Below are 23,186 nucleotides of genomic sequence, written 5' to 3'. Positions count from 1 at the left end.
CGTTGAACTTGTGCAGGTTTGACAAAGCCCTCATTTGTCCGTGCCTTGGCGCGTGATCTTTGAGGCATCCCTAATCCTCACCCCCTTACAGAAAGACCTTTTAGTCATGAATGGTGACATGTCCTCTATGGATCCCCTTTTCCCCGCCTGGGTGACACCCGTTTCCTGGTTCTTCGTTGGCCTCGGGGTGATCAGCGCAGCCGTTGTGCTGCTGCAGATCATCACCCGAGGGCGCCACCAGCGAAAGCAAGACTTAGCCATGAACGTCGTCTGGCCGGTAGCTGCTCTGTTCTTGGGCCCAGTTGCAATCTGGGCCTATGACCGATGGGGTACAACCAACCCTGGGCGGCCGAACTCAGGGCCGAGCGATGACCAAGAGGCCGCACAAACGATTGCAGGTAGCGCACCTGGGGGAGCAGCAGCAACTGTCGGTCACTTCATTGGCGTGCCACTCGTGGTCGCTAGCGGCCTCACCATTGCCGGCACCAACCTCTGGGTACTCATCATCGTCATCGCCGCCCTAGCGATCAGCCTCCTCTTCGTTTTCGAATACGCCGTTGGCTCCAGTGCTTCCGGAGGAGCCAGGAAGAGAAACATCGGCGTCATGCTCATCACCGCCACCCTCACCGTTTTGGCATTCGACATCGGAATGGGGGGATGGATGCTTTTCATGCACTTCGGAAACTTCATGCCTTCTCCTACCGACGTCCGGTTCTTTTTCCTCATGCAGGTCGGTTTGGTCCTCGGACTTGTCACCGCCTACCCAATGGTCAAAGCGCTCCTCCGTCGACGGGCGGCAGCCACCTCATAACTCCGGGACGAAACTGACGGCCCACCAGGAGCTGTCACAGGAAACGCAACCGTTGCTCACGGATAGACACCTTGGTGTGTTTAGGGCACGTTTCTGTGGCAGCTCCGCGAGGTCAAGCGCGGTCTGTGGAGCACGAGAAACGCGCCGATAAGTGACCCAAAGCCCAGAACGGCAAGAGCCGTTTCGATTTCTCCACCCCAGCGTGCGGCGGGTGTTACCGAGTTTGCAAGCGGCACATCAGCGATGAGGGCGCCAGAAGCGTGCCACGGCAACTCCTTCGAGATTGACCCGTCGGGAGCGATTACCGCGCTGCGCCCCACGGTGGAGATGTTGACGATGCTTCGCCCCAGTTCGATGGCTCGAATCTGGGCGATGGCGAGCTGTTGGGCGCTCTGGTCGGAGCGTCCGAAGTCGGCGTTGTTGGACGACGAGAACAGCACCTGGGCCCCTTCAGTGACGGACTGACGGAGTACGTCGTCGTCGACGATGTCGAAGCAAATGCTGATGCCCACTGGGACCCCGGAGATGTCGAAGATGGGGTCGGTTGTCCCTGGGGTGTAGTCGCGAGCGACCATGTCGACCAGGTCAGGTGCCAGGGAACGCCAGAACGCCCGGTCGGGGACATACTCCCCGAACGGGACGGGGTGCTTCTTGTCGTAGAAATCGACAGGGCCACGGCCTGGCTCCCACTGGATCTCCGTGTTGTAGGTCCGTCCGTCACGTTCCGTGATGGCCCACCCGATGAGGGGCGCCGCCGTCGCTCGAGCGATCGCGTCAAATGTTGCCGCGGTGTCGGCGTCAGTAAGGGGACTTCGATCCGTGGCACCTTCGGGCCAGAGAACAGCATCGAGACGTTCATCGAGAAGGGGCGTGGTGGCGTCGACTTGGGCCTGGGTGAGGTCCCCGGGGTTGCTGTCGTCGAAGTAGCCCGCTGGACCATTCCCTTGCACAGCGCCCACCCGCATCGTCCCTGTCTGCGCGATCGGCCACGCCGGCAGACCCACGAGCACTGTCGCGGCGGCCACCGGTGCAATCCACCGGCTGGGGTGTCGCAGTCCTCTGGTGCTGACGATCTGCAAAATCATCGCGACAACGAGGACCATGACGAACCCGACACCAGACATCCCTAGCCACGCGAAGGCTTCTCGGAGAGGGCTGATGGATTGTGACATCGCGGCCCGGCCCCAGGAGAACCCGCCGTACGGCCAGGTGCTCGACACCGCCTCACGCGCGCACCACACTGCCGCCGCCACGGCCGGGACCCCGAGGCAGGCTCCCCACGGGCCTGGCCACAGCCGGGGGAGCCACCGATACGCCAGGGTGATTGCCGTGCATCCGGCCGCGAACAGCAACGCCTGCAAGAGAACTAGCGCTGCAATCGGGACGGGCCCGAGGAAGAGCGCTACCCACTGAATGTGGAAACCGTAGAACGAAACGCCCGCGACAAGCCCGACAGCGAACGCTGCCCCTGCGCGTCGTCCGGGGAGGGCCGCCAGGATCACCCCGATCCCCAGGAAGGCTAAAGGCCACCAGTTCTTGTCGGGAAAGGCGCCATCAAGAATGGCTCCACCTGCTGCCGCGGCCGCGAAAGCAGCAGGCAGCGGCATGACCGCGAGAGGCGTCGATACCTCAACTGGCGGCCTCATGTACCGTCGGGGTTTTCTGGCGCGTCGCCACGTTGGTGCGCGGCCCGCTCGCGTTCTTCTTTATCGATCGCGGCGTAGGCCTGCCGTTCGTTGCGGTCGGCGCGCACGAGCGCCCGGACGACGAACCAGAAGATGAGCCCCACAACCAGGCTCGGGACGACGGAGAAGATAGCTGAGCCCCAAAACGATTCAGGCATGAGTGGCGTCCTTCGTTGCGACGGGTGGCTGAGGGAGACCTGTGGCCCGTGCCGGTGGCCGACGTGTCCTAGTCATTTCGGCCGCCATGGTTGATGTTCCTGAGGTAGGCGTTGTAGTCGTCGAGTTCGGTGTCGCCTTCGACGTCGGCACGCCTCGCCGCTCTTGCGGCTTTTCGGGTGTCCTGTCGCTGCCAGCGGGCGAGGCTGACGAGGAGGATCACCACGACGGGGAGTTCCCCGTACGTCCACACCAGGGCACCGGCGAGCTGCTGATCGCGGAGGGCATCAATGCCAAGGCTGGGGGAAGGGGAGCTGAACGCTGCAACGAGGGGGCTGCTGCTGAAGATGAGGGTGAGGCCGAAGGCGGCGTGGATCTGCATCTCGAGGAACGCGTCGAAGACCCGAATGACGTAGGACGTCTGTCGAGGCAGCGGGTCTGTGGACACCAGGGGAACCATGATCACCACGCCCACAGCGACGAAGCCGATTTGCAGGGCCGCTCGTCCCACTTCCGTGGCGAGGAGCGCGTCGATGGCGCCGGTCAGGTAGAGCCCGAACAGCGGAACCAGCAGCAGAGGGAACACGGCGATCGGGTTCACGACTGCACGGGCGAAGCTCGATCTGAGCGACCCGACAGCTGCCCGAAGTGCGACAAGTCCTACGCCGTGCCGGGGCAGGCCGCGCAGGAGCACCGTTCCTGGTCGTCCGAGGATGAGCAGCGGCGGCACGATCATCAGCAGCGTCAGCTGCTGGAACATGAACGCCGAGAACAGTTCCAGGCTGTAGGTCTGCACCCCCGTTGCGGTGACCAGGACGATGAGTACGCAACCCAGAACGAACACCGCTGCCTGTCCGACACCAGGGCCACGCCGGCCAGGAGCAAGGGCCCGGTCTCGGCGTCGAGCCCGGCGAAATAGGAGCACGTAGCCGGCTGCCAACAGGGCGGCGCCGATCGCGACAGGGGACACCGGCCCCTGGGCCCAGCCCAGCAGAACGGCGAGGTCAAGTGCCGGCATCTCAGGCGCCCTCCTTCGAGCGGGTCACCGTGGCCAGGGCTGCCGCGAGTTCGTCGGGGTGCCGGGTGGACACAAGCCAGTACGGTGCCGGGTCTGTCTCGTCGAGAAGCTCGATCTTCACCACGGGATGCACCCACCCCCGGAACAGCGTCCACGCCCGGGCGTCCAAGCGGGGCCCGCGTTGTTGTGTGGCGTCTCCGCCGGTGTAGGTGGTGATGGTCCCGATCTCGTCGGGTGTGAGGCGGGCGGGACCGGCGAAGAACCCATCTGGCGTGACCTGGACGACGGGCGAGGTGCCGATGAAGGCTGCGACAGAGCCGAGGTAGAGCACGGCCGCGACGATGATCCCGGCGGTGACGTTGATGGGCAGGAACACCAAGAAGGTGGCGGGGATCACGAGCACGATCGCGAGGTAAAACGCCGGCGAGGGGGTGAGTCGTTCGCGGTGCAGAGGGAGGGAAGTCATAGGTTCCTGGTCGGTCAGAGGGGCAGGACGAAGCCGTTGATGAGGCCCTGGAGCTGGTAGATCAGGGCGGTCCAGATGCCGGTGGCCATGGCGATGCCGACGGCGATGAGGACGGCGCCGCCGGCGAGGTTGATGGCGCGGATGTGGCGTTTGACGAACGCCACAGATCCGGTCACCCAGGACAGGCCCAGGGCGACCAGCACGAAGGGCAGCCCGAGACCTATGCAGTACGCCAACCCGAGGAGGGCCCCGCGTCCTGCGGAGCCACTGCTGAGGCTGAGAGCGGAGATCGCGGCAAGGGTCGGCCCGAAGCAGGGGGTCCATCCCAGGCCGAAGACGACTCCGAGAAGCGGTGCGCCGGCAAGGCCGGTGACGGGCCGCCACCGCGGAGTCAGGGAGCGTTGCAGGAAGCTGACCTGCCCGATGAATACCAGCCCCATCAGGATCACGACGATACCGAGGATGCGGGTGACGAGGCCCTGCCACTGGATCAGCCACACGCTCAGCGCCCCGAACAGGGCCCCGTAAGCGATGAACACCGCAGCGAACCCCGCCACGAACAAGCCCACTCCGATCAGGAGACGTCTTTTGCCTGTCTTCGCGGTGGGGTCGGCAAGACCCCCGACGTAACCGAGGTAGCCGGGGACCAGGGGTAGAACGCAGGGGCTCACGAAAGAGACCAGCCCGGCCAGGAGGGCGATCGGGACGGCAAGGAGGAGCTGGCCGTCGAAGACGGTGTCGGCGAGGTTCACGGGGTCTCGTCGAGGACGGTGGTGATGAGGGAGTTGAGGATGGATTTCTCGGCTCGGCCGGTAATCCGGGCGGCTGCCCGGCCCTCTCGGTCGACGACGATCGTGGTGGGAACGGCGTTCGGGGACACCTGGCCGGCGAAGGCCAGCTGCACGGCGCCGTCGTTCGCGTCGATAACGGACGGGTAGGTGATGTCGAACCGCTTGGCAAAAGCAACCGCGGTGTCCGCTTGATCGCGGATGTTCACTCCGATGAAGGAGACGTCTTGGTCCTGGTACTGCTGGTGCAACACTTCAAGATCGGGTGCTTCGGCTCGGCACGGGGGGCAAGCGGCGTACCAGAAATTGACCACCATCACGTCGCCGTCGTAGTCGGCTGAGTCCAGCGGTTCGCCGAGATCCGTGGTGCTGGTGAAGGAGATCGGTTCACCCCTGTTGGCCGGAGGGATCTCCACCACGGTGCCGTCGCCGCCGATGTAGTTCTTCGTGGACCCGTCCGCGTACTGTTCCGCGACAGAATCGCTCGAGCCGCAACCCGACGTGACGATGGCCACCGTGGCGACCAGCGCGGCGGCGACAAAGGTTCGGATGGTGTGATGTGTCATGAATGTGAGTCCTCCGAAGTAAGGGACGGGGTGGCGGCGCGGGGCCCGGTGAGCGCACGGAGGGCCAGGACTGCCGCGGTGAGAGCCGTGGCGGCGGCGCTGATGAGGAGGATGACGCTCCCGAGGCGCTGATCGGCGTCGGCGGCGGGGTGTCCGCCGGGGTTCATCGTCTTAAACCAGTCGAGCATCACGGTCGACCCCAAAAGAGTCACCGCGGTACCCGCAAGAGCACAGGCGGCGAGGCCGCCGATCAGGGCGATGTCGCCAGCTCTGCGGCCGGTCAGTGCCCGTCGGAGAGCGGACCCCATCACGGCGCCAGCGACAACGACAGCCGTCAGGACGACGACACGTCCGAGGGGCTCGGTCACCGCCCAGCGCATGCCCGCCGGGATCATGGCCAGCACCACGGTCACCAGCACGACCAGGCCGACCCCGAGCGGGCTGTCGTCGAACAGACCCAGGGGCCGGCGAAGGAGGAACGTGGCCCACTCTCGGGGGCCTCTCGTCCCGTCTTCTCTGAGTCTGAGGGTCGCTAGAGCAAGATGCCCCGGGCGTCCCTGAGCGATGCAGGCCCCCGCGAGCAGAAGCGCCACGATCGTCACCACGTAGGAGCTGAGGAGGTACGTGGCGTAGATCGACAGCGGCCCACACGTCACCCACAGGACGACGAGCAGGCCCGCTAGGAAGGGCGCACTGCGATGCCACGACCAGGGCGTCCCGGCCCGGCGTTGCGCACGGGTGGCGAGGAGGTAGGTCGCTGCGGAGAAGATGATGAGGAGGAGCCAGAAGGGATCTGGTTGACCTTGGAACACGGTGACCCAGCTCGGCGGCGGTGCAGGGAAGACCGACCCGGTGAGGGATTCAGCCGCGGTCACTGGACCCGTCTCGTAGATCTCTTGCTCAGCGCCAGGAGGCGCGGTGCGGGCGAGGACGCCGGCAAGACCGGACGCGACACCCATGAACGTGACCTCCACGGCAGCTAGAGCCCAGAAGAGACGCGTTCGGCCGGTGTGGATGTGCGGCAGCAGCCACGTGCGGAAGAGGGCAGCGAGGATGCCGGCGAGGACCAACACAACGACCTTGCCGAGGACGATGAGGCCGTAGGAGGTGGTGGTGAGCGTTGCGGGGTCGGTGATGCGGATGGTGGCACTGACGAGGCCCGAGAGTGCCACGGCGACGAAGGCCGCGAACGCGATTGCCGAGTAGCGGCGGAGGACGACGGGGAACAGGTGGCCGGGGAGGGTTCGTCTGAGCCAGACGAGGGCGACGAGGCCGCCGACCCAGATCGAGGCGAACAGGACGTGCATCAGGATCGACACAACCGCGAGGTTGTGGGACGCCGAACCCGCTGCATGCCCTTGCTGGGCCAGAGGTATCAGGGCCAAGGCGCTCACCCCCGCGAGGGCTGCTGCGTGTCCGGGGGAGTGGGTGAGTGACGCCCACACGGTGACGAGGACTGCTGCGGCAATGGTGGTCGTCCACGCCTGGCCGAGCTCGATGCCGGTGCTGTAGAAGGAGAATTGCGACCAGAAAGCGGCAGTTCCTGCTTCGTTGAGGGGAACGCCGCTGATGTTGGCGAACGTGAACACGCTGGCAACGAAGCCCGCGATGGCCCAGACAGCAGCTGAGCTGCGCAGCAGGCGGAACAGGCTTCGCCGTGAGGGCTCGTGAACGGGGACGGCGGCGGCCAGGAGGAACGCAGTACCCAACGCGATCGCGGCCGCACTGTTGCTGATGGTCTTGCTGACCGCATACCCAGACCTGACGATTTCTCCTGGGTCCACGATCAGCACGATTTCGCTTGATTTCACCGCCACCAGCAAAACCGCGACGGTCGCCAGGGCCGCAATCGCGGCCACAACCAGGGTGATTCCTGGTCGGGGATTGCTCGTGATGCGGCGAGCATGAAGTGGCGTGCTCACTCCTCAGTGCCAGCTGTCTCCGGGGCCGCCATCTCGGCCTTCTTCCGGCGGCGGGCTCGAAGGAGGCGGACCACGATCAAGGGAATCAACATCAACGCAGCGAATGTCGTCACCCCAATGATGAGTGGAATGCTGTTGGTCGAGGCGGGCCCAGCGGCCGTCTGAGTCGGATCTGGTGCCGTCGGTTCTGCCGTGGCGGAGGGCGAAGCGGCGGGTGTGCTCGCGGCGGGGGCCGGTGTCGTAGGGGCAGCTGCGGCGACGGGGCCGGCGTAGGTAAAGGTGTAGGTGCCGGAGATGGTGTGTCCGTCACTCGACACGCTCTGCCACGTCACGGTGTGCAGACCTGCCTCGCTGACCTCGACGGGAACAGAGAGGGTTGTTCCTTCCGCCACGGGGGCGCCTGTGGTGACGGAGGCCCCGGTGGGGTCGGTGACGTTCAACGCGATGGCGTTGGCGAACTCCGCCAACGGTGTCTCCGAGAACGTCAGGGTCACCGAGGACAGTTCGGTCGTCACGGTCTCATCAGCCGCGGGAACTGCTCGGGCGAGGGCGTCATGGGCGGCGGCAGGGCGAGCGTCCAGGACAGCGAGGCCAGCAGCGAGGGCGAGCATGACGAACAGTGCCGTCACGAGGTTTCGAAGAGGGGGGAAGGTCATGGGCTTTCTCAGTTCTCGGGGCAGGTGAAGGTGCCGAAGGCGCCGTCGTGGTCGCCGGGGCCGAGCTCGGCGCAGACACCGGTCTGGCCGGCGAAGACGGCTTGGAAGTAGATGACCCCAGCGACGAACGCCGCAGTCGTGGCCAGGCCAACGATCATCCCGACCAAAGCGACCGTGTTCTTTTCACCTGCTCGACGCGAGCGGATGAACGCGACAAGGCTGACGACGAAACCGACGGGGCCTGCGATGCAGGCCAGCAGCAGCCCGAGGACGGCCAGCGTGCGGAGGTTCGGCGGGGGAGCAGCGACGGGTTGCGCTTTCCGGGCGCGCCCGCGGTTCCTAGCCACCGGCGACTGCGCTCTCCACGGCCTTGTCGAGGTCGTCGACGGCGGTGAGTTCGATCATCTGACCGTCGACGAAGAACGTCGGGGTGCCGGTAACTCCGAGGGCGGTGCCCTCCGCCCGGTCGGCCACCACACGCTCGAGGGTCACCGGGTCGGCCACCGCCTCGTCGAACGCCGCCATATCGAGCCCAAGGTCCTCGGCGAACGTGCGGAACAGGGCTGCCTCGGACTCCTGCTTCTCGCCCCACTCAGCCTGGGTCTCGTACATGCGCGCGTACATCGCCTCGAGCTGGCCCTGCTCGGCAGCAGCCTCGACGGCCACGGCCGCGTTCTCCGAGTTCCGGTGCGACGGAATCGGGAAGTAGCGGACCGCGACGTTGATCTGCCCGGCGTACTTCTCCCGAACCTGCTCCACGTAAGGGTACATGGCCGCGCACGACTCGCACTCGAAGTCCAGGAACTCGACGACGGTGACGGCGTCACTTTCGACTTGGTCGAGGTAGCGGGTGTCGTCACGAACGACCTCCGCACTGGCCGGTGCGACGGTGGGGTCGGCGGCGAGGGGCTGGGCGGTGTCGGTGCGGGTGCCGTTGTAGATGATGACCGCGACGACCACGGCGGCGGTGACGATCAGCGCGATGACGGCGACAATGAACTGGTTCTTGACCATGGTCAGACTCCCTTGGTTCTGAGGTAGGCGATGGGGTCGGTGGCAGCTCCGCCCTGGCGGAGCTCGAAGTGGAGGTGGCAGCCCGTCGAGAGGCCGGCGTTGCCGACCTGGGCGATCTGCTGACCGGCGGTGACCTGCTGGCCGACACGGACTTGAACGCCAGAGGAATACATGTGGCCATAGTTGGTGGAAACCCCGCCGGCAGACGTAACCGTGATGAGGTTCCCGAATCCGCCGTAGGCGCCGGCATAGGTGACGGTGCCGGCGGTGGCGGCGTAGATCGCGTTTCCGCAGGAGGCCCCGAAGTCCGCCCCAGCATGCAGTTTCGGGTAGCCCAGGACTGGGTGGATGCGCATGCCGTAGGCCTGGTAGCTCGAGTACGCCGTGATCGGCATCGTCCATCCCGAAGGCGACACGGCGGAGGATGTGGGGGCTGCAGGAGCCGAGGTCGCCGCGGCTGCTGAGCGGGCGGCTGCGGCGCGAGCTGCCGCCTCGGCGGCCGCCTTGGCTCGCGCGGCTTCGGCCGCTGCGTACCCTTGTTCGGCGGTGGCAGTCTCTTGCTTCAACACGGCCAACTGAGCCTCGAGCTCGATGCTCCGTGTCTCTTGTTCCGCGACGGCGGCTTGCGCGGTGGTCGCCGCGGCAAGCGCGTCGTCGCGGGCTGTCTGCGCGAGACCCTGGAGTCGGTCCCGTTCGGTCGTTGCGACTTGAGCTTGATCGCGAAGGCTGCTGACGGTGTTCGCTTTCGCGGTCGCGTTTTCTAGCATCCGGTTCGAGGTTTTCGTCAGCTGCGAGGCCGTTCCGAGCCGGGAAAGCAGGTCATCGGCGTCGCCGCCGGCGACGGCGATGTTCATCGACACATCGGTCCCGCCGGCACGGCTCAGCGACGCAGCCCACTGGCTGATCTGCCGTTCTGCATTGTCGGCGTCCTGCTCGGCGCGGGCGACGTCGTCAGAAAGGGAACGAAGGGCTTCCGTTGCGGCGTCAGCGGCATCCTGAGCCTCTTGAAGCTCAAGGCCACGCTGATCGGCTGCAGTGGTCAGCGTCTCGGCTTGTTGCCGGAGGCCATCCAGTAGGCCGGTCAATTCGGTGATCTTGTCGGCGGTCGCCGCCTCGTTTGAGCGGGCGGCGATGACGTCATCCCAGGTTGGATAGGCCGCAGCGCGAGAAGGGGTGGCGGTAAGAAAGGTGGCGGCGAGAACGGCTACAAGGGCCGGCGCAGTCACCCTGACGATGCGAAGCATGTAAGGGGTGTCCTCGGTCTCGAAGGAGCACGCCGAACGCCTGATGACTGATCGTCATCGTCCGCCGACGCGCAGGTCGCGATCGGGGAGTGTCTAGATTCGGGAGATGCCCAGCACGGTAAGGCTCACGATCGCCGGGCGTCGCGCATCCGGGACGGAGGGCACTGTTGAGTCGGGGCCGGCGAGTGGATCGAGCGTTCGGGCGGCTGCGCCCCGCATCCGCACCAGGGCAACAGCGAGAGTCACCACGCAGAGGAGGGCCAGGAGGGTACAGGCCAGAACTCCACCGCTGTCAGTGAGCCCGGTCATGGCCTCGTCGCCGACTGACAGTGGAGGGAGGGAAGAGTCTCGAGGGGCCGGGTCGTCGACCGACACGGCCTGCGTCACGCTCGACGCGGCTTGCACCCCGCCGGAGAAGGCGTTGTCGCCGAGGGTGTGGATGCCCAGAACTGCTGCGAGGGTCGCGGCTGTGATGGACAGCAACAGTGCCCAGACCCCGACGGACCACCGTGAACGGGAGGCGCCGGACGTAGTTCTGAACATCACGCCTCCTTCCAGGGCTAGGTCTGATCAAAGGCTAATCAACAACAGGGGTACGTCGCTGCAGAACTGCCCCAAGACTCTAGACATCGAGGCAACGTCGTGTGACCATCTTCGCATGCACGAAGATACGCATCAAGAGGAGCTTCACCCGGATGACGCGTTCGTGGAACTCGCCGTCGAAGTGTTCTCCATGCTTGCCGACGCAACCCGTGTCCGGATGATCCTTGCTCTCCGCGACGAAGAGCTATCGGTGAACCACTTGGCCGACATCGTCGACAAGTCGCCGACGGCTGTATCTCAGCACCTCGCCAAGCTCCGGATGGCCCGGATGGTCTCGACGCGTCAGGCCGGCAACCGTGTCTTCTACAGGCTCGTCAACGATCACGCCAGCAAGCTCGTGCAAGACGCCATCTTCCAAGCCGAGCACTCCGTCGGCGCCGCTTACCGTCACCACCACGAAGGACACTGACATGGGCGCAGGCCACGATCACGCGGCACCCGGCGGCACCGACCACCGCCGCCGCCTCGCCATCGCTTTCGGGATCACCACCTCGATCCTGATCGTCGAAGTCATCGGCTCGATCATCACGGGAAGCCTGTCGCTCCTGGTCGACGCAGCCCACATGCTCACCGATGCCGGCGGCCTCTTCATGGCGCTTCTCGCAGCCACCCTCATGAAGCGAGCCGCAACGTCCAAAAGAACATGGGGCTTTCAGCGAGCGGAAGTCCTCGCCGCTACGGCCCAAGCCACGGTGCTCCTTGCAGTCGGCCTCTTCGCTCTCGTTGAAGGCGTCCGGCGCCTGTTCGAGCCTCCTGCTGTGCCCTCTTCTGAGCTGCTGATCTTCGGCATCATCGGACTTGTGGGGAACATCGTGTCCATCACTGTTCTCACTGCCGGCCGCTCGGCCAACATGAACATGCGGGCAGCGTTCCTCGAGGTCGTCAACGACGCCCTCGGCTCAGTGGCCGTTATCGCCAGCGCCCTGATCATCATGACCACCGGATGGGGCCAAGCCGACGCACTCGCCGGAATGCTCATCGCCGTGCTCATCATTCCCCGCACCATCAAGCTGCTCCGCGAGACAACGGGGGTGCTGATGGAATCGACCCCCATCGGCCTTGACCTCGACGACGTTCGGGCTCACATGCTCGAGCTGCCACACGTCACCGAGGTCCACGACCTGCACGCTTCGCTCGTGGCAACGGGGCTGCCGATCCTGAGTGCGCACGTCACCGTCGAGGATTCCTGCTTCCAAGACGGGCACGCACCTCAGATCCTCGACGACCTCCAGAAGTGCGTCGCTGAACACTTCTCGATCAAGGTCGAGCACTCGACCTTCCAGATCGAGCCCGCCCAGCACGCTCAGCACGAGCACCACACCCACGTCTGAGCTTCCCCAGGGTCAGCAGCAATCGCAGGCCTCGACCTGGCGCTCGCCCGTCAGGGCCGACACGGGTGTCTTGCACGCGTCACCGCGCCAAGCCTCGAGGCCCTCCCGGACGGCGAACACGACGATGACGAGTCCCGCCACTGGATCAGCCCAGGTCCAGCCGAACGCGAGGTTGAGCACGAGGCCGACGAGGACCGCCGCCGACAGGTACGAGCAGATCAGGGTCTGCTTCGAGTCGGCCACGGCGGACGCCGAGCCAAGCTCAGTGCCGGTGCGGCGCTCGACCAGGCTGAGGAACGGCATGATCGCGAGACTGACCGCGGCGAGCACGATGCCGACGGGGGAGTGGTCGGGCTCGCGGATGCCGGTGAGGGCCAGCACCGCGTCGACGGACACGTACGCGGCGAGGCCGAAGAACGACACGGCGATGACGCGCAGCGCGACCCGTTCCCGCTTCTCCGGGTCGGGGGCGGTGAATTGCCACGCGATCGCGGCGGCCGAGAGCACCTCCACGATCGAGTCGAGGCCGAACCCGATCAGGGCCGTCGAGGAGGCGACGGTGCCGGCGGCGATCGCGACGATCGCCTCGATCACGTTGTACGTGATCGTGATGGCGACGATGATCCGAATGCGGCGCTGCAGTAGGAGCCGGCGGGCCGGGGCGAGCAGGGCAGGAAGCGCGGCCGTGGTCATGCGCCGGTTCCGCAGCAGAGGGGGACGTCGCAGCTGTCGTCGGTGCAGGGCTCTCCGTCGTCGACAGCGAGCACAACGTCTACGAGCGCGGTGAGTGCTTTGGTGAGGTGAGCGTCAGCGATCTCGTAGCGGGTCGACCGGCCCTCGGGGACGGCAACGACGATGCCGCAACCGCGGAGGCACGACAGGTGGTTCGACACGTTGGACCGTGTGAGATCGAGCTGCTCTGCCAGAGCGCCGGGGTAGCCGGGCTGGTTAAGGAGGTGCAGCAGGATGCGCGATCGCGTCGGATCGGCCATGGCCCGCCCGAGGCGGTTCATGACGTCGACACGCGAAGAAAGAGTCAGCATGCACTGACTATACAGTCACTGCTGACGCGATGGTTTGGCCACTCATCGTTTGCCAGGCAGTGGGTCTCGGTGCGCTAACTACCAGCCGTGCGCGCGAATGAAGAGATGGCAGCGCGAAGCTGATCAGAAGAGGGAGAACCAGCAAGCCCGTCGGGCGTGAGGTAGACCCGGCACGCTAAGCCGGGTGGGGCATCCGGGACAGGGAAAAGTGGCGTGCCGTCGATGAGTACTGTCGGTGATCCGCGGAAGTCTGACGCTTCTGCGTCCGCCTGTGTCTCGATGACCTGCCGGATCACGGTCAAGTCCTCCCGTTCGGACTCGATGGCGGCGAGCCGTTCGGCTGTGGTTTCCCAGTTCGGGCACCCATCGAAAAACTGCAAGGTGATCTGCATTCCTAGACGATAAACGCAGATCGAATATCCGGGACCTATGTCACCGACGTGCTCGTTCCTGCGGGGGTGGATGACGTCGGCTTGGCACGAGGCGAGGGATGAGTCGGACGAAGATCACCATGCCGATGAGTTCGACGAGTGTCTGCGTCACGACAACCACCGGAGCAAGCGATAGTGACGCCGGCAGGGCCAGTGCGAGCGGCAAGACCACGAGCGAGTTCCTGGTCGCACCGCTGAACACGAGGGCTCGGGTGGCTGGCACGTCGAGTCGGAAGATGCGGCCGGCGCCGATGCCGAGGCCTGCCATGACGACGAGGAACCCGGCGTAGATCGGCACCAGCACGAGCAGCTGCCCCAGGGAGTCTCCGACAGCTCCGGCTTGCGAGGCCACGACGGTGAACAGGGTCGCCATCATCAGCGGCACCATCAGGCCCAGCATCGTCCGCTCGATGACGACCCCGGATCGGTGTCGCCGGGCGAGTGCATGCACGAGTGCGGCCGCGGTGAGCGGGACGACGATCAAGAGGAGGAACGCGCGGGCGAAGGGGCCGATCTCGACCGCGGCGACGCCCTGGGGGCCGATGAACAACAGCAGGTACAACGGCAGGAGCAGGATCTGCGCCAGCATCAGCAGCGGTGCAGCGGCGAGGAGTCGTTCTGACGCGCCGCCGGCAAGGCCGGCGAACACGATCACGTAATCGATGCATGGGGTCAGCAGCACCAGCAGCACCCCGAACAGCAGTGCCGGCTCGTGCGCGACGAACCGGGACAGCCCGTACGCGACGAGGGGGACGACGACGAAGTTCAGCACCCCTACCGCGGCGAGGAACCGTCCGTCGCGGAGGGACTTCCCGATCGCGGCGAACGGGACCCCGAGGAACGTCGCGAACAGCAGCAGCGCGAGCACGGGCTCGATCGCTCCTTCTAGGTGGTGTGCTCCCGGCACGGTGAGGCCGACGACGCCGGCAGCCAGGATCGCCACCAGGTAGAGGCCGATCTGCCGGTGTTCGAGCCAGGAGACGATGGCGTTCACAGCTGGACTGGTGTGGAGGAGGAAGGCACGTCAGTGACCGTAGAGGTTCGAGCCGCTCGAAGGCCAAGCGGCGCCAGCAGCTCTAGGGTCGCGGTGTGCGAATCTCCGAGGTCAGCAAGCGCAGCGGCGTCCCCGCCACGGCGCTCCGCTACTACGAGTCCATCGGGCTTTTGACCCCTGCCAGGGCCCACAACGGGTACCGCGACTACAGCCCGGACGTTCTCAGTCGGCTCGACCTGATCGAAGCCAGCAAAGAACTCGGCCTGCCCCTCGACCAGATCGGCGCGCACCTCAACACCATGGAATCGACGTCCTGCACCGACGTCCGAGAAGCGCTGCGCCCACTTCTGGCTGAGCAGGTGCGTCAGATCGAGGAGAAGCAGGCCCGGCTCGACCGGCTCCGGTCGCGCCTTGCTCGTGCCGAGCACGACCTGGCCGAGTGTCCCGACCGGGAGGCGCGTTGCTCAACTGAGTGCGTTCTCCGCGGTATGAGGTGATCGGGGACTCACGCAGTCGCGTGTAGTCCCAGGCGAACGCGGCGACGGCCGGTCAGTGACTGGCAGCTGTCAATCGCGAGAGGAGGTGGAGCTTAGGAGGCCTGCAAGGGAATCGAGCGCGCCAGGATTCAAAGAGAAATATGCCCGTGTGCCACGCTTCTCACGGTGGAGCGTGCCCGCATCGACAAAAACCTTGAGATGGTGCGAGACGGTGGGTTGGGAAGGTCCGAGTGGATCCATCAAGTCGCACACGCACGCCTCCGCGCCGGGTTGAGATGCCACCATCGAGAGCAGTCTGAGCGGCGCCGGGTCAGCGACAGCTTTGAGGGCCTGGACGACTGATGCGGTCCGTCCGCTCCGAGGGGCCGTGGATGCTCGAATCGCCTCGGAGCCCCTCACTTGCTAGGAGTTGCTCTGGTCCAGCTGTCGGCATCCGAGGAATTTTCAGGCTGCGTGATAAGTTAGATCACACGAACGGTCAAGAGGCCACGGGGACAACGCCAGGTTTGCTGTCAAACCCTTCTGGACATCCAGTTGAGGTGCCCCGGGCTCCTTGGCCGTTCGTCGTCTTACAGACCTCCAGCGGGCCACCAGGGGTAGCTCTGCAGGGTCACCTGCTGTGTCATGGTCTTGAAGCCGTAGCCCGCGTTCGAGCCCGACGAGGATCGTCGGATCTGCGGTCTGATGGACAGCAAGTGCTGCGCCTCGTAGCCGCCGAATCGGTCCACGTTCATGGCGGCACTGAGCATGCCGGCGTACTGGTCGGCCGCTTGCATCCCGGAGTTCGTCGACATCGCGAGGAACCTCGGAGTCCCCTCCAGGAGCGACCACCGGGCCGGGCCCTGGCCTTGCTCCTTCTTGATGCGGAAGTAGTCGAGTGTCTTGTCGTGATCGAAACCTCGGACGTGACCGAACGAGACGCGAACATCCCGAGTCTGGCCGGGCCAATACTGGCCAGTGAGCAGCAGTCGCTCCATCATCAGCCCTGCCGTGTAGTTGTAGAACGTCGACTGATCCGAGCGCATGCCGGCCGTGTGGGGGATGGCGGCCTTCTCGAAGATGACGTAGTTGACGATGAGCCCTGGGATGCTGCTCAGCTCACGCGTGACGAACTGGCGGCGATCGAAGGTCTTGACGTGATCTTTCCAGTGGAGGGGCTTGGCCTTCTCGACCCCGAAGCGGGCTTTGATCCCGATGATGGCCGCTGACAGGGCTGCGTAGTCCTCCTCGGCTACGACCACGCCGGCCATGCTGAAGAACCGTGATGCGTTCGGTCCGGTGCCACGGTCACCTGTCTCGTCGACGAACGCGAGCGCCTTCTTGCGCGGTGTCGCCGGCGCTGTCCTAGGCGTGAATGAGTGCGGCATCGATCTCCCCGGTCGGTCGTAGAACCAACCCCCGGGGCAGCTCCAAGCAGATCGATTTTACTTGAAGGGTTGTCACTTGCGTGGCGGACGTCCCTCGTGTCGGCGTCTCAGTCAAGGTGTGCCACGAGTTCACGCAGGTCTCCGCAGTCGAGCCGCGCATGGCATGGCCATGAACAGGAGCAAGCACGAGGCGGGAGTTGCGTTGACACACGACGGGACCTTCAGCGCGGGCAGGCCCGAACTCGACGCCAACACGGTCGCCCGCGGGCGACGCGTTCAGCAGGCCTCAGAGCGACGCAGTACCTGGCCGGGGGAAAATGGCGAGGTGCTCGGGGGAAACTCAGCCTGCCGCTTCGCGAGCAAGCCCGAGTTCAGAGGGATCGCGAGGTTGTGCAAACAACCCGCCAGAGCGAAAGCCCTGAGAACCCTGCCTTTTCAGGGGCCTCGGGGCTTTTCTCATTCCGCGCAGATCGCGCCGGCACCCGGTGCGGCAAGGTTCCGACGGGTCGCTCTCGGTTCTCAGAGGACGGCATAGGCGATGGTGGCGGCCGCGACGGCGCCGGCCGCGCAGAACGTCACGAGCGTGCGACGAGACAGGGAGCGCTCAGCACGGATGTCCCTCACCGCGAGCACGATCGCCACGACGGCGATGACGACCATCACGCCGACGCCCACGAGGATCACGATTCGCATCATCACTGGTCGACCGTAGCGGAGGACTCGCTGCGCCACGCTCGTTGTCGCCCCGAGGCATCTCGACGTCGTGGGGCCTTGGAGGAGCGGTCGCTGCGCTCACTCATGGCTGCCGGACGTCGGGCCGTGGCCCAGTGGATTCCGAGCATGAATGCCGCCAACGCCGTCCTGATCGTCATCGGAGCAGCACTCCTCGCAGCAGGTCTCGGTCGAGCGCTCGCGCTTCGCCGCCGCGCCACCCGGAGCTAGGGCAGCGGTTTGGACGACTTCCGGAGGTGCAATACCCCTAGGAAGGTGTTCACGACCCCCAATGCCAGGACGAACCAACCGAAGGCCGGACCTGAGCCGAGCACGATCCCCAATCCTGCGAACACCGTCACGAGCGCGCAGACGATGAAGAACTGGGCCTGTCGTCTGGTCACCTGAGCAGTATGGCGCTCAGAGGTGGCCGCTGTAGAGCAGATCAAGGCGACCGCACGTGGGTCAGCCTCCGGCCACGAAGTCCCTCACGATGCCTCGCAAGACGGGATTGGTGACTTCTTGCTGCGTCATGTGGGTCAGCCTCTGGGCGTGATGACGCACCAACGACGGGGCGCGCCGCCGGTGCATGGGGCAAAGACGGCCACCGGCTCACCTGCAGTGCCCTGCCGAACCTGGTCCCGACAGGGCCTGGCTGCCCCGAACCACCGACCGTAGGGTCGGACGCATGGACAACCGAGCCGAGGTCCGCGACTTCCTCGCCAGCCGCCGCGCACGCCTCTCGCCCGAACAGGCCGGCGTCGTCAGTGCCGGTGGCCAGCGACGCGTGCCGGGGCTCCGACGCGACGAAGTCGCACGCCTCGCTGGCGTCAGCGTGGACTACTACACGCGCCTCGAACGCGGCGCCCTCGGCGGCGTCTCCGACAGCGTCCTCGACGCCATCGCCCGCGCCCTCGGCCTGGACCAGGCCGAGACCGACCACCTCTACGACCTCGCCCGCGCCTCCGTTCCCTCACGCCGCAAGGCCCCGGTCACCAGCGAACAGAAGATCGCACAGTCCCCGGTGCAGCACATGCTCGACGCCATCACCGGCGCCATCGCGATGGTCACCAACACGCGCATGGACCTCGTCGCCGCCAACGCCCTCGGCTTCGCCCTGTACTCCGACATGTACCGCGGCACCCTGCGGCCCGCCAACCACTCGCGCTACATCTTCCTCGACCCGGGCTCCCACGACTTCTACCCCGACTGGGAGCGCGCCGCCAACGTCAACGTCGCCATCCTCCGACGCGACGCCGGCCGCAACCCCCACGACCCCGGCATCGCCGCCCTCGTCGGCGAACTGTCCATCCGCAGCGACGAGTTCCGCGCCCGCTGGGCCGCCCACGACGTCCGCCGCCACTACACCGGCGCCAAAGAGTTCCGGCACCCCGCCGTCGGCCTGCTCGAGCTGGACTTCCAGGTCATGGAACTGCAAGACACCCCCGGGCACTCGCTCACCGTCTACACGGCCGCCCCCGGCTCCGCGTCCGACGAGGGGCTGCGCCTCCTCGCCTCGTGGGCGGCGACCGAGGACGTCGTCGACCGCGCGCGGTCCGCCGGCCCCGTCACCTGACCCGCACCTCCCCGCTTCCTCCCGCACCCCTGGGCCCACCCCCAGGAGGCGCATCCCCGCGCCCGAAAGGACCTCACCATGTCGACAGCGCCCGTCCCCACCCGCGTGCCCCGCGCCTCCGTCGCCGGAGGGCCCGCCGAAAGGCTGCCGCTGTTCTCGCTGGTCGTGCTGGCGACGACGGGGTTCATCCTCGTCGCGATGGAGACGATGCCGGCCGGCCTGCTGCCCGTCATCGCGGGCGGCCTCGGCACGAGCGAGGGGGCCGTGGGGCTACTCATCAGCGCCTACGCACTCGGCACCGTGGTCGCGACCGTGCCCGCCATCACGCTCACCCGGGGGATGCGTCGCAAGCCGCTCCTCCTGATCGCGATCACCGGCCTGATCGTGGCGAACACCGTGACGGCCCTCTCGCCCGTCATCGCCCTCGCCCTGGTGTCGCGGTTCGTGGCCGGCGCGTTCTCGGGCGTCATATGGGGCATGCTCGCTGCCTACGGTCGGCGGATCAGCCCGCCCGACCGCGCCGGGCTGTCGCTCGCGATCGTGTCGGCGGGTGCGCCCGTCGGCTTCGCGTTCGGCACGCCGCTGGGCTCGTGGCTGGGGACGGCCTTCGACTGGCGGTGGTCGTTCGGCGGGCTGACCCTGCTCGGCGTGGTGGTCGTCGCACTCGTGGCGAGCGTCGTCCCCGACGCGGCGCCGGCGCCGGCGGGGGCGCGGCTCTCGCTCGGGCGGGTGTTCCGCATCCCGGGGATCGCGGTGATCCTGGCCGTCATCGCCGCGTGGATGCTCGCCCACAACACGATCTACACGTACGTCTCGCCGTACCTGCGGGCCGGTGGGTCGGGGCTCGGCGTCGACGTGACGCTGCTGGTCTACGGCGTCGCGTCCATCGGCGGGATCGTCGTCACCGGGGCGCTGCTCGACCGCCACCCGCGGGCCCTGCTGCACGGCAGCGTCGCCCTGTTCGTCGTCGCCGGGGTCGTCTTGCTCGTCGGCCACGCGTCGGTGCCGGCCGTGGTCGTCGCGGCGGTGCTCTGGGGCGTCACGTTCGGCGGTGCCTCGGCCCAGTTGCAGGCGGCCCTCACCACGGTCGGGGGCGACAACGCCGACGTCGCGAACGCCTTCCTGCCGGTGGCGTTCAACGTGGCGATCTTCTTCGCGGGGATCGTCGGGGCGGCCCTGCTGACCGTGGCCGACGGGCTCGTGCTGCCGGTGCTGATGATCGGGTTCGGGGTCGTGGCGCTGGCGCTGACCGTGTACGGGAGACGCAACGCGTTCCCGGCGGGGCTCTGACCGCGGCCGTCGCGCGCAGCCATGCCGAGGAGGCGCGGTGCCGGATCGAACGGCACCGCGCCTCCTCGGCGTTCACACCCCAGGAAGTCGCCGAGGCCCTAGCTCGCGAGTGGGGGTCTCGGCGGCTTCCGGGGGTCTCGGCCGACGTACGCCGACCTAGGGTGAGGGCGTGCCCTACGAACCGGACGCGACCGCAGCCGCGGCCCCTGACGCGTCGCCCTTCGCGCATCGGCTCGCCGATCGCTTCCTCGACGACTACGTGCCCGGCCTCACGCTGGAGCACGGCTCGTACCGCGTCACGGCGGAGGAGATCGTCGACTTCGGCCGCCGGTTCGACCCGCACGACATGCACGTCGACGCCGAGCGGGCCGAGGCGACGCCCCTGGGCGGACTCGTGGCCAGCGGCTGGCACACCACCGCCGTGATGATGCGCCTGATGGTGGAGTCCTACCTCAACCAGGCCGCCAGCGTCGCGTCACCCGGCGTCGACGAGCTGCGCTGGTCGGCTCCCGTCCACCCGGACGACGTGCTTCACGCCCGGTTCACCGTCGTCGACGCCCGGCCGTCCGCGTCCCGCCCCGACCGGGGCGTGGTGCGCACCCGGATCGAACTCGTCAACCAGCACGACCGAGCCGTCATGACACAGGTGATGACGAACCTGGTCCTGCGCCGACCCGACGCGGAGGCGCCGGGTGCGGAGAGGCGACCCGCGCCTCCTCGTCGCACCGCCGACTGAACGTCGCACCGTCTGATTCGGCGGTGCGATGTTCAGCTGGCGGTGCGATGTCCAGCCGGCGGTGCGACACGGGGCGTCACAGCCGGCTGCTCGGCGGTCAGGCGGCGGCGGTCAGGCCGCGGCGGTCAGCCGTCGGGGTGCAGGCTCGCGTCCGCCTCGGTCGAGCGCCACGAGGTGAAATGTACGGTGAGGTCGGCGCGCGAGGGGGCGCAGCAGAAGGGGCCGGCGCTGACGTCGGCGTCGGGGGCGAGCGGGGCGACCCGGACGAGGCGCCAGGGCTCGTCGTCGACCCGGGCCCGGATCGTGAGCGCGTCGCCCGAGCGGCTGGCGCGGATCGTCACGGTGCGGCCCGCCCACTCGACGGGGGAGAGCGACCAGTCGGACTGACCTCGCGTCACGACGGCTCCGAGGCTCTGCTCGCCGTCGCTCAACTCGACCCCGGCCTTGACCCAGGTCTCGGGGTCGACCGAGACGAAGACTCCGGCCTGGTCGAACTGGGCCGTGAAGTCGAGGACGAACGACACCTCCATCGCGGTGCCCTGGGGCAACGGCGCGACCAGGGCGTGCTCGGTGTCGTGCACGAAGCCGTACGACGTGATGCGCCAGGCGTCGCTGCCCTCGGCCGCCGTGACGCGCATGCCGTCGTCGGCGACGTCGACCGCGGTCGGCTCGGTGGTCCAGGTGCCGGTGGCCCAGGGGATGTCGGTCATGAGGTCCTCGTCGTCGGGGGTGGTGGCGGCGGTGGCGGCGCCGAGGGCACGGCCGCCGTCGACCGCCGTCGACCGCCGTCACCGGAGGATATCCCCGCTCTTCTACCCGTCGGACTCCTCGTCGGTGAAGAGGGCCTCGGCGACGCCCATCGCGGCCATCCCTCGGGGCCAGCCGGCGTAGAGGGTCACGTGCGTGATCGCCTCGACGAGCTCGTCCTGGGTGACTCCGTTCTCGACGGCGCGGCCGAGGTGGAACCGCAGCTGGTCGGTGTCGCCACCCGCGGTGAGGACCGCGACGGTGACGAGGCTGCGGTCGCGCGCCGACAGCTCGGGTCGGTTCCAGACGTCCGCGAAGAGGACGTCGTCCGTGAGCTCGGCGAGCTTGGGGGCGAACTCGCCGAAGAGGGCGCGCCCTCCGCCGACCTGGACGGGCTGATCTGACATGTCGTCACTCCTGGGGTGGTGGGTGTCGGGACCGGGACTCCCGGTGCCGGACGCCGGCTCGGGGCGAGAGGGTCGCCGCCCGATCGGGTCGTGCTCGACGCTAGGACGCCGCGGCCGGGGCAGGGAGGCCCGGCCAGGGACTCCCTGCCGCGTGACGGGCACCGCGCCTCCTTGGTTGTCTGGGGGCTGCGGCACGCGTGAGAGACGGTGCCCCGACCGAACGAGAGAAGAGACCACATGTCGACCTGGTTGATCACCGGATGCTCCACGGGGCTGGGGCGCGCCTTCGCCGAGGAGGCGCTGGCCCGCGGGCACGACGTCGTCGTCACCGCGCGCGACGCCTCCGCCGTGCAGGACCTCGCCGACGCGCACCCCGACCACGCCCTGGCCGTCGCCCTCGACGTGACCGACGCGGACCAGGTGACGGCCGCGGTCGCCGCCGCCACCGACCGCTTCGGCGGCGTCGACGTGCTCGTCAACAACGCCGGCTACGGGTACCGCTCGGCCGTCGAGGAGGGCGACGACGCCGACGTCGCCCGCCTGTTCGACACGCACTTCCACGGCAGTGTCCGCACGATCAAGGCCGTGCTGCCCGGCATGCGCGCCCGCCGCGGCGGCACGATCGTCAACCTGTCGTCGATCGGCGCCCGCCGCACCGGCCCCGGCTCGGGCTACTACGGCGCCGTCAAGGCCGCGATCGAGCAGATGACGATGGCCCTGCGCACCGAGCTCGCGCCCCTCGGCATCACCGCGACGGTTGTCGAACCGGGCTCGTTCCGCACCGACTTCTCGGGCCGGTCGCTCACGCAGTCCGCCACGCCGATCGCCGACTACGCCGAGACGGCCGGCAAGCGCCGCATCGAGGCCGACACCTCGGACGGCACCCAGCCCGGCGACCCGGCCGCGGGCGCACGCCTGCTCGTCGACGCGGTCGAGTCGGGCTCGTCGCCCTACCTGCTGCTGCTCGGGTCGGACGCCGTCGAGATCGTCACGGGCGCGCTCGACGACCTGCGGGGCGACATCGACTCCTGGGCGGAGCGCAGCCGCGGCACCGACTTCGACGCCTGAGGGGCGCCGCTGGCGTGAGGGCGTGCTGCGGTCGGTGGTCGGTGGTCGGCGTGCTGCGG

29 protein-coding genes are annotated in these 23,186 nt (G+C 67.3%); 8 read left to right on the top strand and 21 right to left on the bottom strand.

Annotated features, from left to right (window positions below):
• Nucleotides 1–52 precede the first annotated feature (52 nt).
• On the top strand, nucleotides 53–811 hold the full coding sequence (locus ASG05_RS15875) for a DUF4396 domain-containing protein (RefSeq protein ID WP_082486592.1): 759 nt from the start codon (nucleotides 53–55) through the stop codon (nucleotides 809–811).
• A gap of 80 nt (nucleotides 812–891) precedes the next feature.
• Here the strand turns inward: ASG05_RS15875 and lnt are convergent, their stop codons facing one another.
• The 11 genes from lnt to ASG05_RS09340 all read right to left on the bottom strand — a co-directional run bounded on the left by lnt (nucleotide 892) and on the right by ASG05_RS09340 (nucleotide 10,326).
• Nucleotides 892–2,418 carry an apolipoprotein N-acyltransferase gene (lnt, locus tag ASG05_RS09385; RefSeq protein ID WP_157490156.1) on the bottom strand — a complete coding sequence of 509 codons (1,527 nt, stop codon included), beginning with the start codon at nucleotides 2,416–2,418 and terminating at the stop codon, nucleotides 892–894.
• A 35-nt stretch (nucleotides 2,419–2,453) separates the two neighbouring features.
• Nucleotides 2,454–2,654, bottom strand: a complete 201-nt coding sequence (locus ASG05_RS09380; protein ID WP_056260052.1) for a hypothetical protein — start codon at nucleotides 2,652–2,654, stop codon at nucleotides 2,454–2,456.
• Nucleotides 2,655–2,722: 68 nt separating this feature from the next.
• Nucleotides 2,723–3,670, bottom strand: coding sequence for a cytochrome c oxidase assembly protein (locus ASG05_RS09375; protein ID WP_056260050.1), 948 nt, complete (start codon nucleotides 3,668–3,670; stop codon nucleotides 2,723–2,725).
• Between the two features lies 1 nt (nucleotide 3,671).
• A complete protein-coding gene (locus ASG05_RS09370; RefSeq protein WP_056260048.1) occupies nucleotides 3,672–4,136 on the bottom strand; it encodes a DUF3093 domain-containing protein in 465 nt (154 codons plus the stop codon).
• Between the two features lie 14 nt (nucleotides 4,137–4,150).
• Nucleotides 4,151–4,888, bottom strand: coding sequence for a cytochrome c biogenesis CcdA family protein (locus ASG05_RS09365; RefSeq protein ID WP_056260046.1), 738 nt, complete (start codon nucleotides 4,886–4,888; stop codon nucleotides 4,151–4,153).
• Entirely contained in the window at nucleotides 4,885–5,490 is a 606-nt protein-coding gene (locus ASG05_RS09360) for a TlpA disulfide reductase family protein (RefSeq protein WP_056260044.1), read from the bottom strand. The genes ASG05_RS09365 and ASG05_RS09360 overlap by 4 nt, the downstream gene beginning before the upstream one ends.
• Nucleotides 5,487–7,412, bottom strand: coding sequence for a cytochrome c oxidase assembly protein (locus tag ASG05_RS09355; RefSeq protein ID WP_157490155.1), 1,926 nt, complete (start codon nucleotides 7,410–7,412; stop codon nucleotides 5,487–5,489). Before ASG05_RS09355 ends, ASG05_RS09360 begins: the two co-directional genes overlap by 4 nt.
• Nucleotides 7,409–8,068: a copper resistance CopC family protein gene (locus ASG05_RS09350; RefSeq protein ID WP_082486591.1), complete on the bottom strand. Its 660-nt coding sequence runs from the start codon at nucleotides 8,066–8,068 to the stop codon at nucleotides 7,409–7,411. Before ASG05_RS09350 ends, ASG05_RS09355 begins: the two co-directional genes overlap by 4 nt.
• Nucleotides 8,069–8,076: 8 nt before the next feature.
• A complete protein-coding gene (locus ASG05_RS16315; RefSeq protein WP_123571445.1) occupies nucleotides 8,077–8,415 on the bottom strand; it encodes a hypothetical protein in 339 nt (112 codons plus the stop codon).
• Nucleotides 8,408–9,082, bottom strand: a complete 675-nt coding sequence (locus ASG05_RS09345) for a thioredoxin domain-containing protein (protein WP_056260039.1) — start codon at nucleotides 9,080–9,082, stop codon at nucleotides 8,408–8,410. Before ASG05_RS09345 ends, ASG05_RS16315 begins: the two co-directional genes overlap by 8 nt.
• Before the next feature lie 2 nt (nucleotides 9,083–9,084).
• Complete coding sequence (locus ASG05_RS09340; protein ID WP_056260037.1) at nucleotides 9,085–10,326, bottom strand: M23 family metallopeptidase; 1,242 nt, start codon at nucleotides 10,324–10,326, stop codon at nucleotides 9,085–9,087.
• A gap of 658 nt (nucleotides 10,327–10,984) precedes the next feature.
• Here ASG05_RS09340 and ASG05_RS09330 point away from each other — a divergent pair.
• Nucleotides 10,985–11,338: a metalloregulator ArsR/SmtB family transcription factor gene (locus ASG05_RS09330; protein ID WP_191330333.1), complete on the top strand. Its 354-nt coding sequence runs from the start codon at nucleotides 10,985–10,987 to the stop codon at nucleotides 11,336–11,338.
• A gap of 1 nt (nucleotide 11,339) precedes the next feature.
• The gene (locus ASG05_RS09325) at nucleotides 11,340–12,260 is read left to right on the top strand and encodes a cation diffusion facilitator family transporter (RefSeq protein WP_056260032.1); all 921 of its coding nucleotides are present in this window, start codon (nucleotides 11,340–11,342) and stop codon (nucleotides 12,258–12,260) included.
• Nucleotides 12,261–12,272: 12 nt separating this feature from the next.
• On the opposite strand, the gene ASG05_RS09320 is transcribed toward ASG05_RS09325, so the two are convergent.
• The 4 genes from ASG05_RS09320 to ASG05_RS09310 all read right to left on the bottom strand — a co-directional run bounded on the left by ASG05_RS09320 (nucleotide 12,273) and on the right by ASG05_RS09310 (nucleotide 14,728).
• Nucleotides 12,273–12,953 (bottom strand): cation diffusion facilitator family transporter, encoded by a 681-nt coding sequence (locus ASG05_RS09320; protein WP_056260030.1) that lies wholly within the window; start codon nucleotides 12,951–12,953, stop codon nucleotides 12,273–12,275.
• Nucleotides 12,950–13,303, bottom strand: coding sequence for a helix-turn-helix transcriptional regulator (locus tag ASG05_RS09315; RefSeq protein WP_056260029.1), 354 nt, complete (start codon nucleotides 13,301–13,303; stop codon nucleotides 12,950–12,952). Before ASG05_RS09315 ends, ASG05_RS09320 begins: the two co-directional genes overlap by 4 nt.
• A 74-nt stretch (nucleotides 13,304–13,377) precedes the next feature.
• Nucleotides 13,378–13,695, bottom strand: coding sequence for a thioredoxin family protein (locus ASG05_RS15870; protein ID WP_082486590.1), 318 nt, complete (start codon nucleotides 13,693–13,695; stop codon nucleotides 13,378–13,380).
• A 40-nt stretch (nucleotides 13,696–13,735) separates the two neighbouring features.
• Nucleotides 13,736–14,728 carry an arsenic resistance protein gene (locus ASG05_RS09310; RefSeq protein WP_056260027.1) on the bottom strand — a complete coding sequence of 331 codons (993 nt, stop codon included), beginning with the start codon at nucleotides 14,726–14,728 and terminating at the stop codon, nucleotides 13,736–13,738.
• Between the two features lie 95 nt (nucleotides 14,729–14,823).
• Between ASG05_RS09310 and ASG05_RS09305 the strand changes: the two genes are divergently transcribed.
• Entirely contained in the window at nucleotides 14,824–15,225 is a 402-nt protein-coding gene (locus ASG05_RS09305) for a MerR family transcriptional regulator (protein WP_056260024.1), read from the top strand.
• 69 nt (nucleotides 15,226–15,294) lie between these two features.
• On the opposite strand, the gene ASG05_RS15865 is transcribed toward ASG05_RS09305, so the two are convergent.
• The 4 genes from ASG05_RS15865 to ASG05_RS16305 all read right to left on the bottom strand — a co-directional run bounded on the left by ASG05_RS15865 (nucleotide 15,295) and on the right by ASG05_RS16305 (nucleotide 17,707).
• Nucleotides 15,295–15,606, bottom strand: a complete 312-nt coding sequence (locus tag ASG05_RS15865) for a metalloregulator ArsR/SmtB family transcription factor (RefSeq protein ID WP_235491489.1) — start codon at nucleotides 15,604–15,606, stop codon at nucleotides 15,295–15,297.
• A 188-nt stretch (nucleotides 15,607–15,794) separates the two neighbouring features.
• On the bottom strand, nucleotides 15,795–16,592 hold the full coding sequence (locus tag ASG05_RS09300) for a DUF3800 domain-containing protein (RefSeq protein ID WP_082486588.1): 798 nt from the start codon (nucleotides 16,590–16,592) through the stop codon (nucleotides 15,795–15,797).
• A 519-nt stretch (nucleotides 16,593–17,111) separates the two neighbouring features.
• A complete protein-coding gene (locus tag ASG05_RS16310) occupies nucleotides 17,112–17,291 on the bottom strand; it encodes a twin-arginine translocation signal domain-containing protein (RefSeq protein ID WP_157490154.1) in 180 nt (59 codons plus the stop codon).
• Between the two features lie 239 nt (nucleotides 17,292–17,530).
• On the bottom strand, nucleotides 17,531–17,707 hold the full coding sequence (locus tag ASG05_RS16305; protein ID WP_157490153.1) for a hypothetical protein: 177 nt from the start codon (nucleotides 17,705–17,707) through the stop codon (nucleotides 17,531–17,533).
• A 284-nt stretch (nucleotides 17,708–17,991) separates the two neighbouring features.
• Here ASG05_RS16305 and ASG05_RS09295 point away from each other — a divergent pair, with 284 nt between their 5' ends.
• From ASG05_RS09295 to ASG05_RS09285, 3 genes are all read left to right on the top strand, one after another.
• Nucleotides 17,992–18,879 carry a helix-turn-helix transcriptional regulator gene (locus ASG05_RS09295; protein ID WP_056260021.1) on the top strand — a complete coding sequence of 296 codons (888 nt, stop codon included), beginning with the start codon at nucleotides 17,992–17,994 and terminating at the stop codon, nucleotides 18,877–18,879.
• A gap of 78 nt (nucleotides 18,880–18,957) precedes the next feature.
• A complete protein-coding gene (locus ASG05_RS09290; RefSeq protein WP_056260020.1) occupies nucleotides 18,958–20,169 on the top strand; it encodes an MFS transporter in 1,212 nt (403 codons plus the stop codon).
• Nucleotides 20,170–20,338: 169 nt separating this feature from the next.
• Nucleotides 20,339–20,905: a MaoC family dehydratase gene (locus ASG05_RS09285; RefSeq protein ID WP_056260017.1), complete on the top strand. Its 567-nt coding sequence runs from the start codon at nucleotides 20,339–20,341 to the stop codon at nucleotides 20,903–20,905.
• Between the two features lie 125 nt (nucleotides 20,906–21,030).
• On the opposite strand, the gene ASG05_RS09280 is transcribed toward ASG05_RS09285, so the two are convergent.
• Both ASG05_RS09280 and ASG05_RS09275 read right to left on the bottom strand, forming a co-directional pair.
• Nucleotides 21,031–21,615, bottom strand: a complete 585-nt coding sequence (locus tag ASG05_RS09280) for a DUF1349 domain-containing protein (protein ID WP_056260015.1) — start codon at nucleotides 21,613–21,615, stop codon at nucleotides 21,031–21,033.
• A gap of 102 nt (nucleotides 21,616–21,717) precedes the next feature.
• Nucleotides 21,718–22,059 (bottom strand): carboxymuconolactone decarboxylase family protein, encoded by a 342-nt coding sequence (locus tag ASG05_RS09275; RefSeq protein WP_056260013.1) that lies wholly within the window; start codon nucleotides 22,057–22,059, stop codon nucleotides 21,718–21,720.
• 237 nt (nucleotides 22,060–22,296) lie between these two features.
• Here ASG05_RS09275 and ASG05_RS09270 point away from each other — a divergent pair, with 237 nt between their 5' ends.
• Nucleotides 22,297–23,127: an oxidoreductase gene (locus ASG05_RS09270; protein WP_056260011.1), complete on the top strand. Its 831-nt coding sequence runs from the start codon at nucleotides 22,297–22,299 to the stop codon at nucleotides 23,125–23,127.
• Nucleotides 23,128–23,186 lie beyond the last annotated feature (59 nt).

Source organism: Frigoribacterium sp. Leaf186 (assembly GCF_001423905.1).
Classification (GTDB): Bacteria; Actinomycetota; Actinomycetes; order Actinomycetales; family Microbacteriaceae; genus Frigoribacterium.
This window is presented reverse-complemented; position numbering and strand designations above follow the sequence as displayed.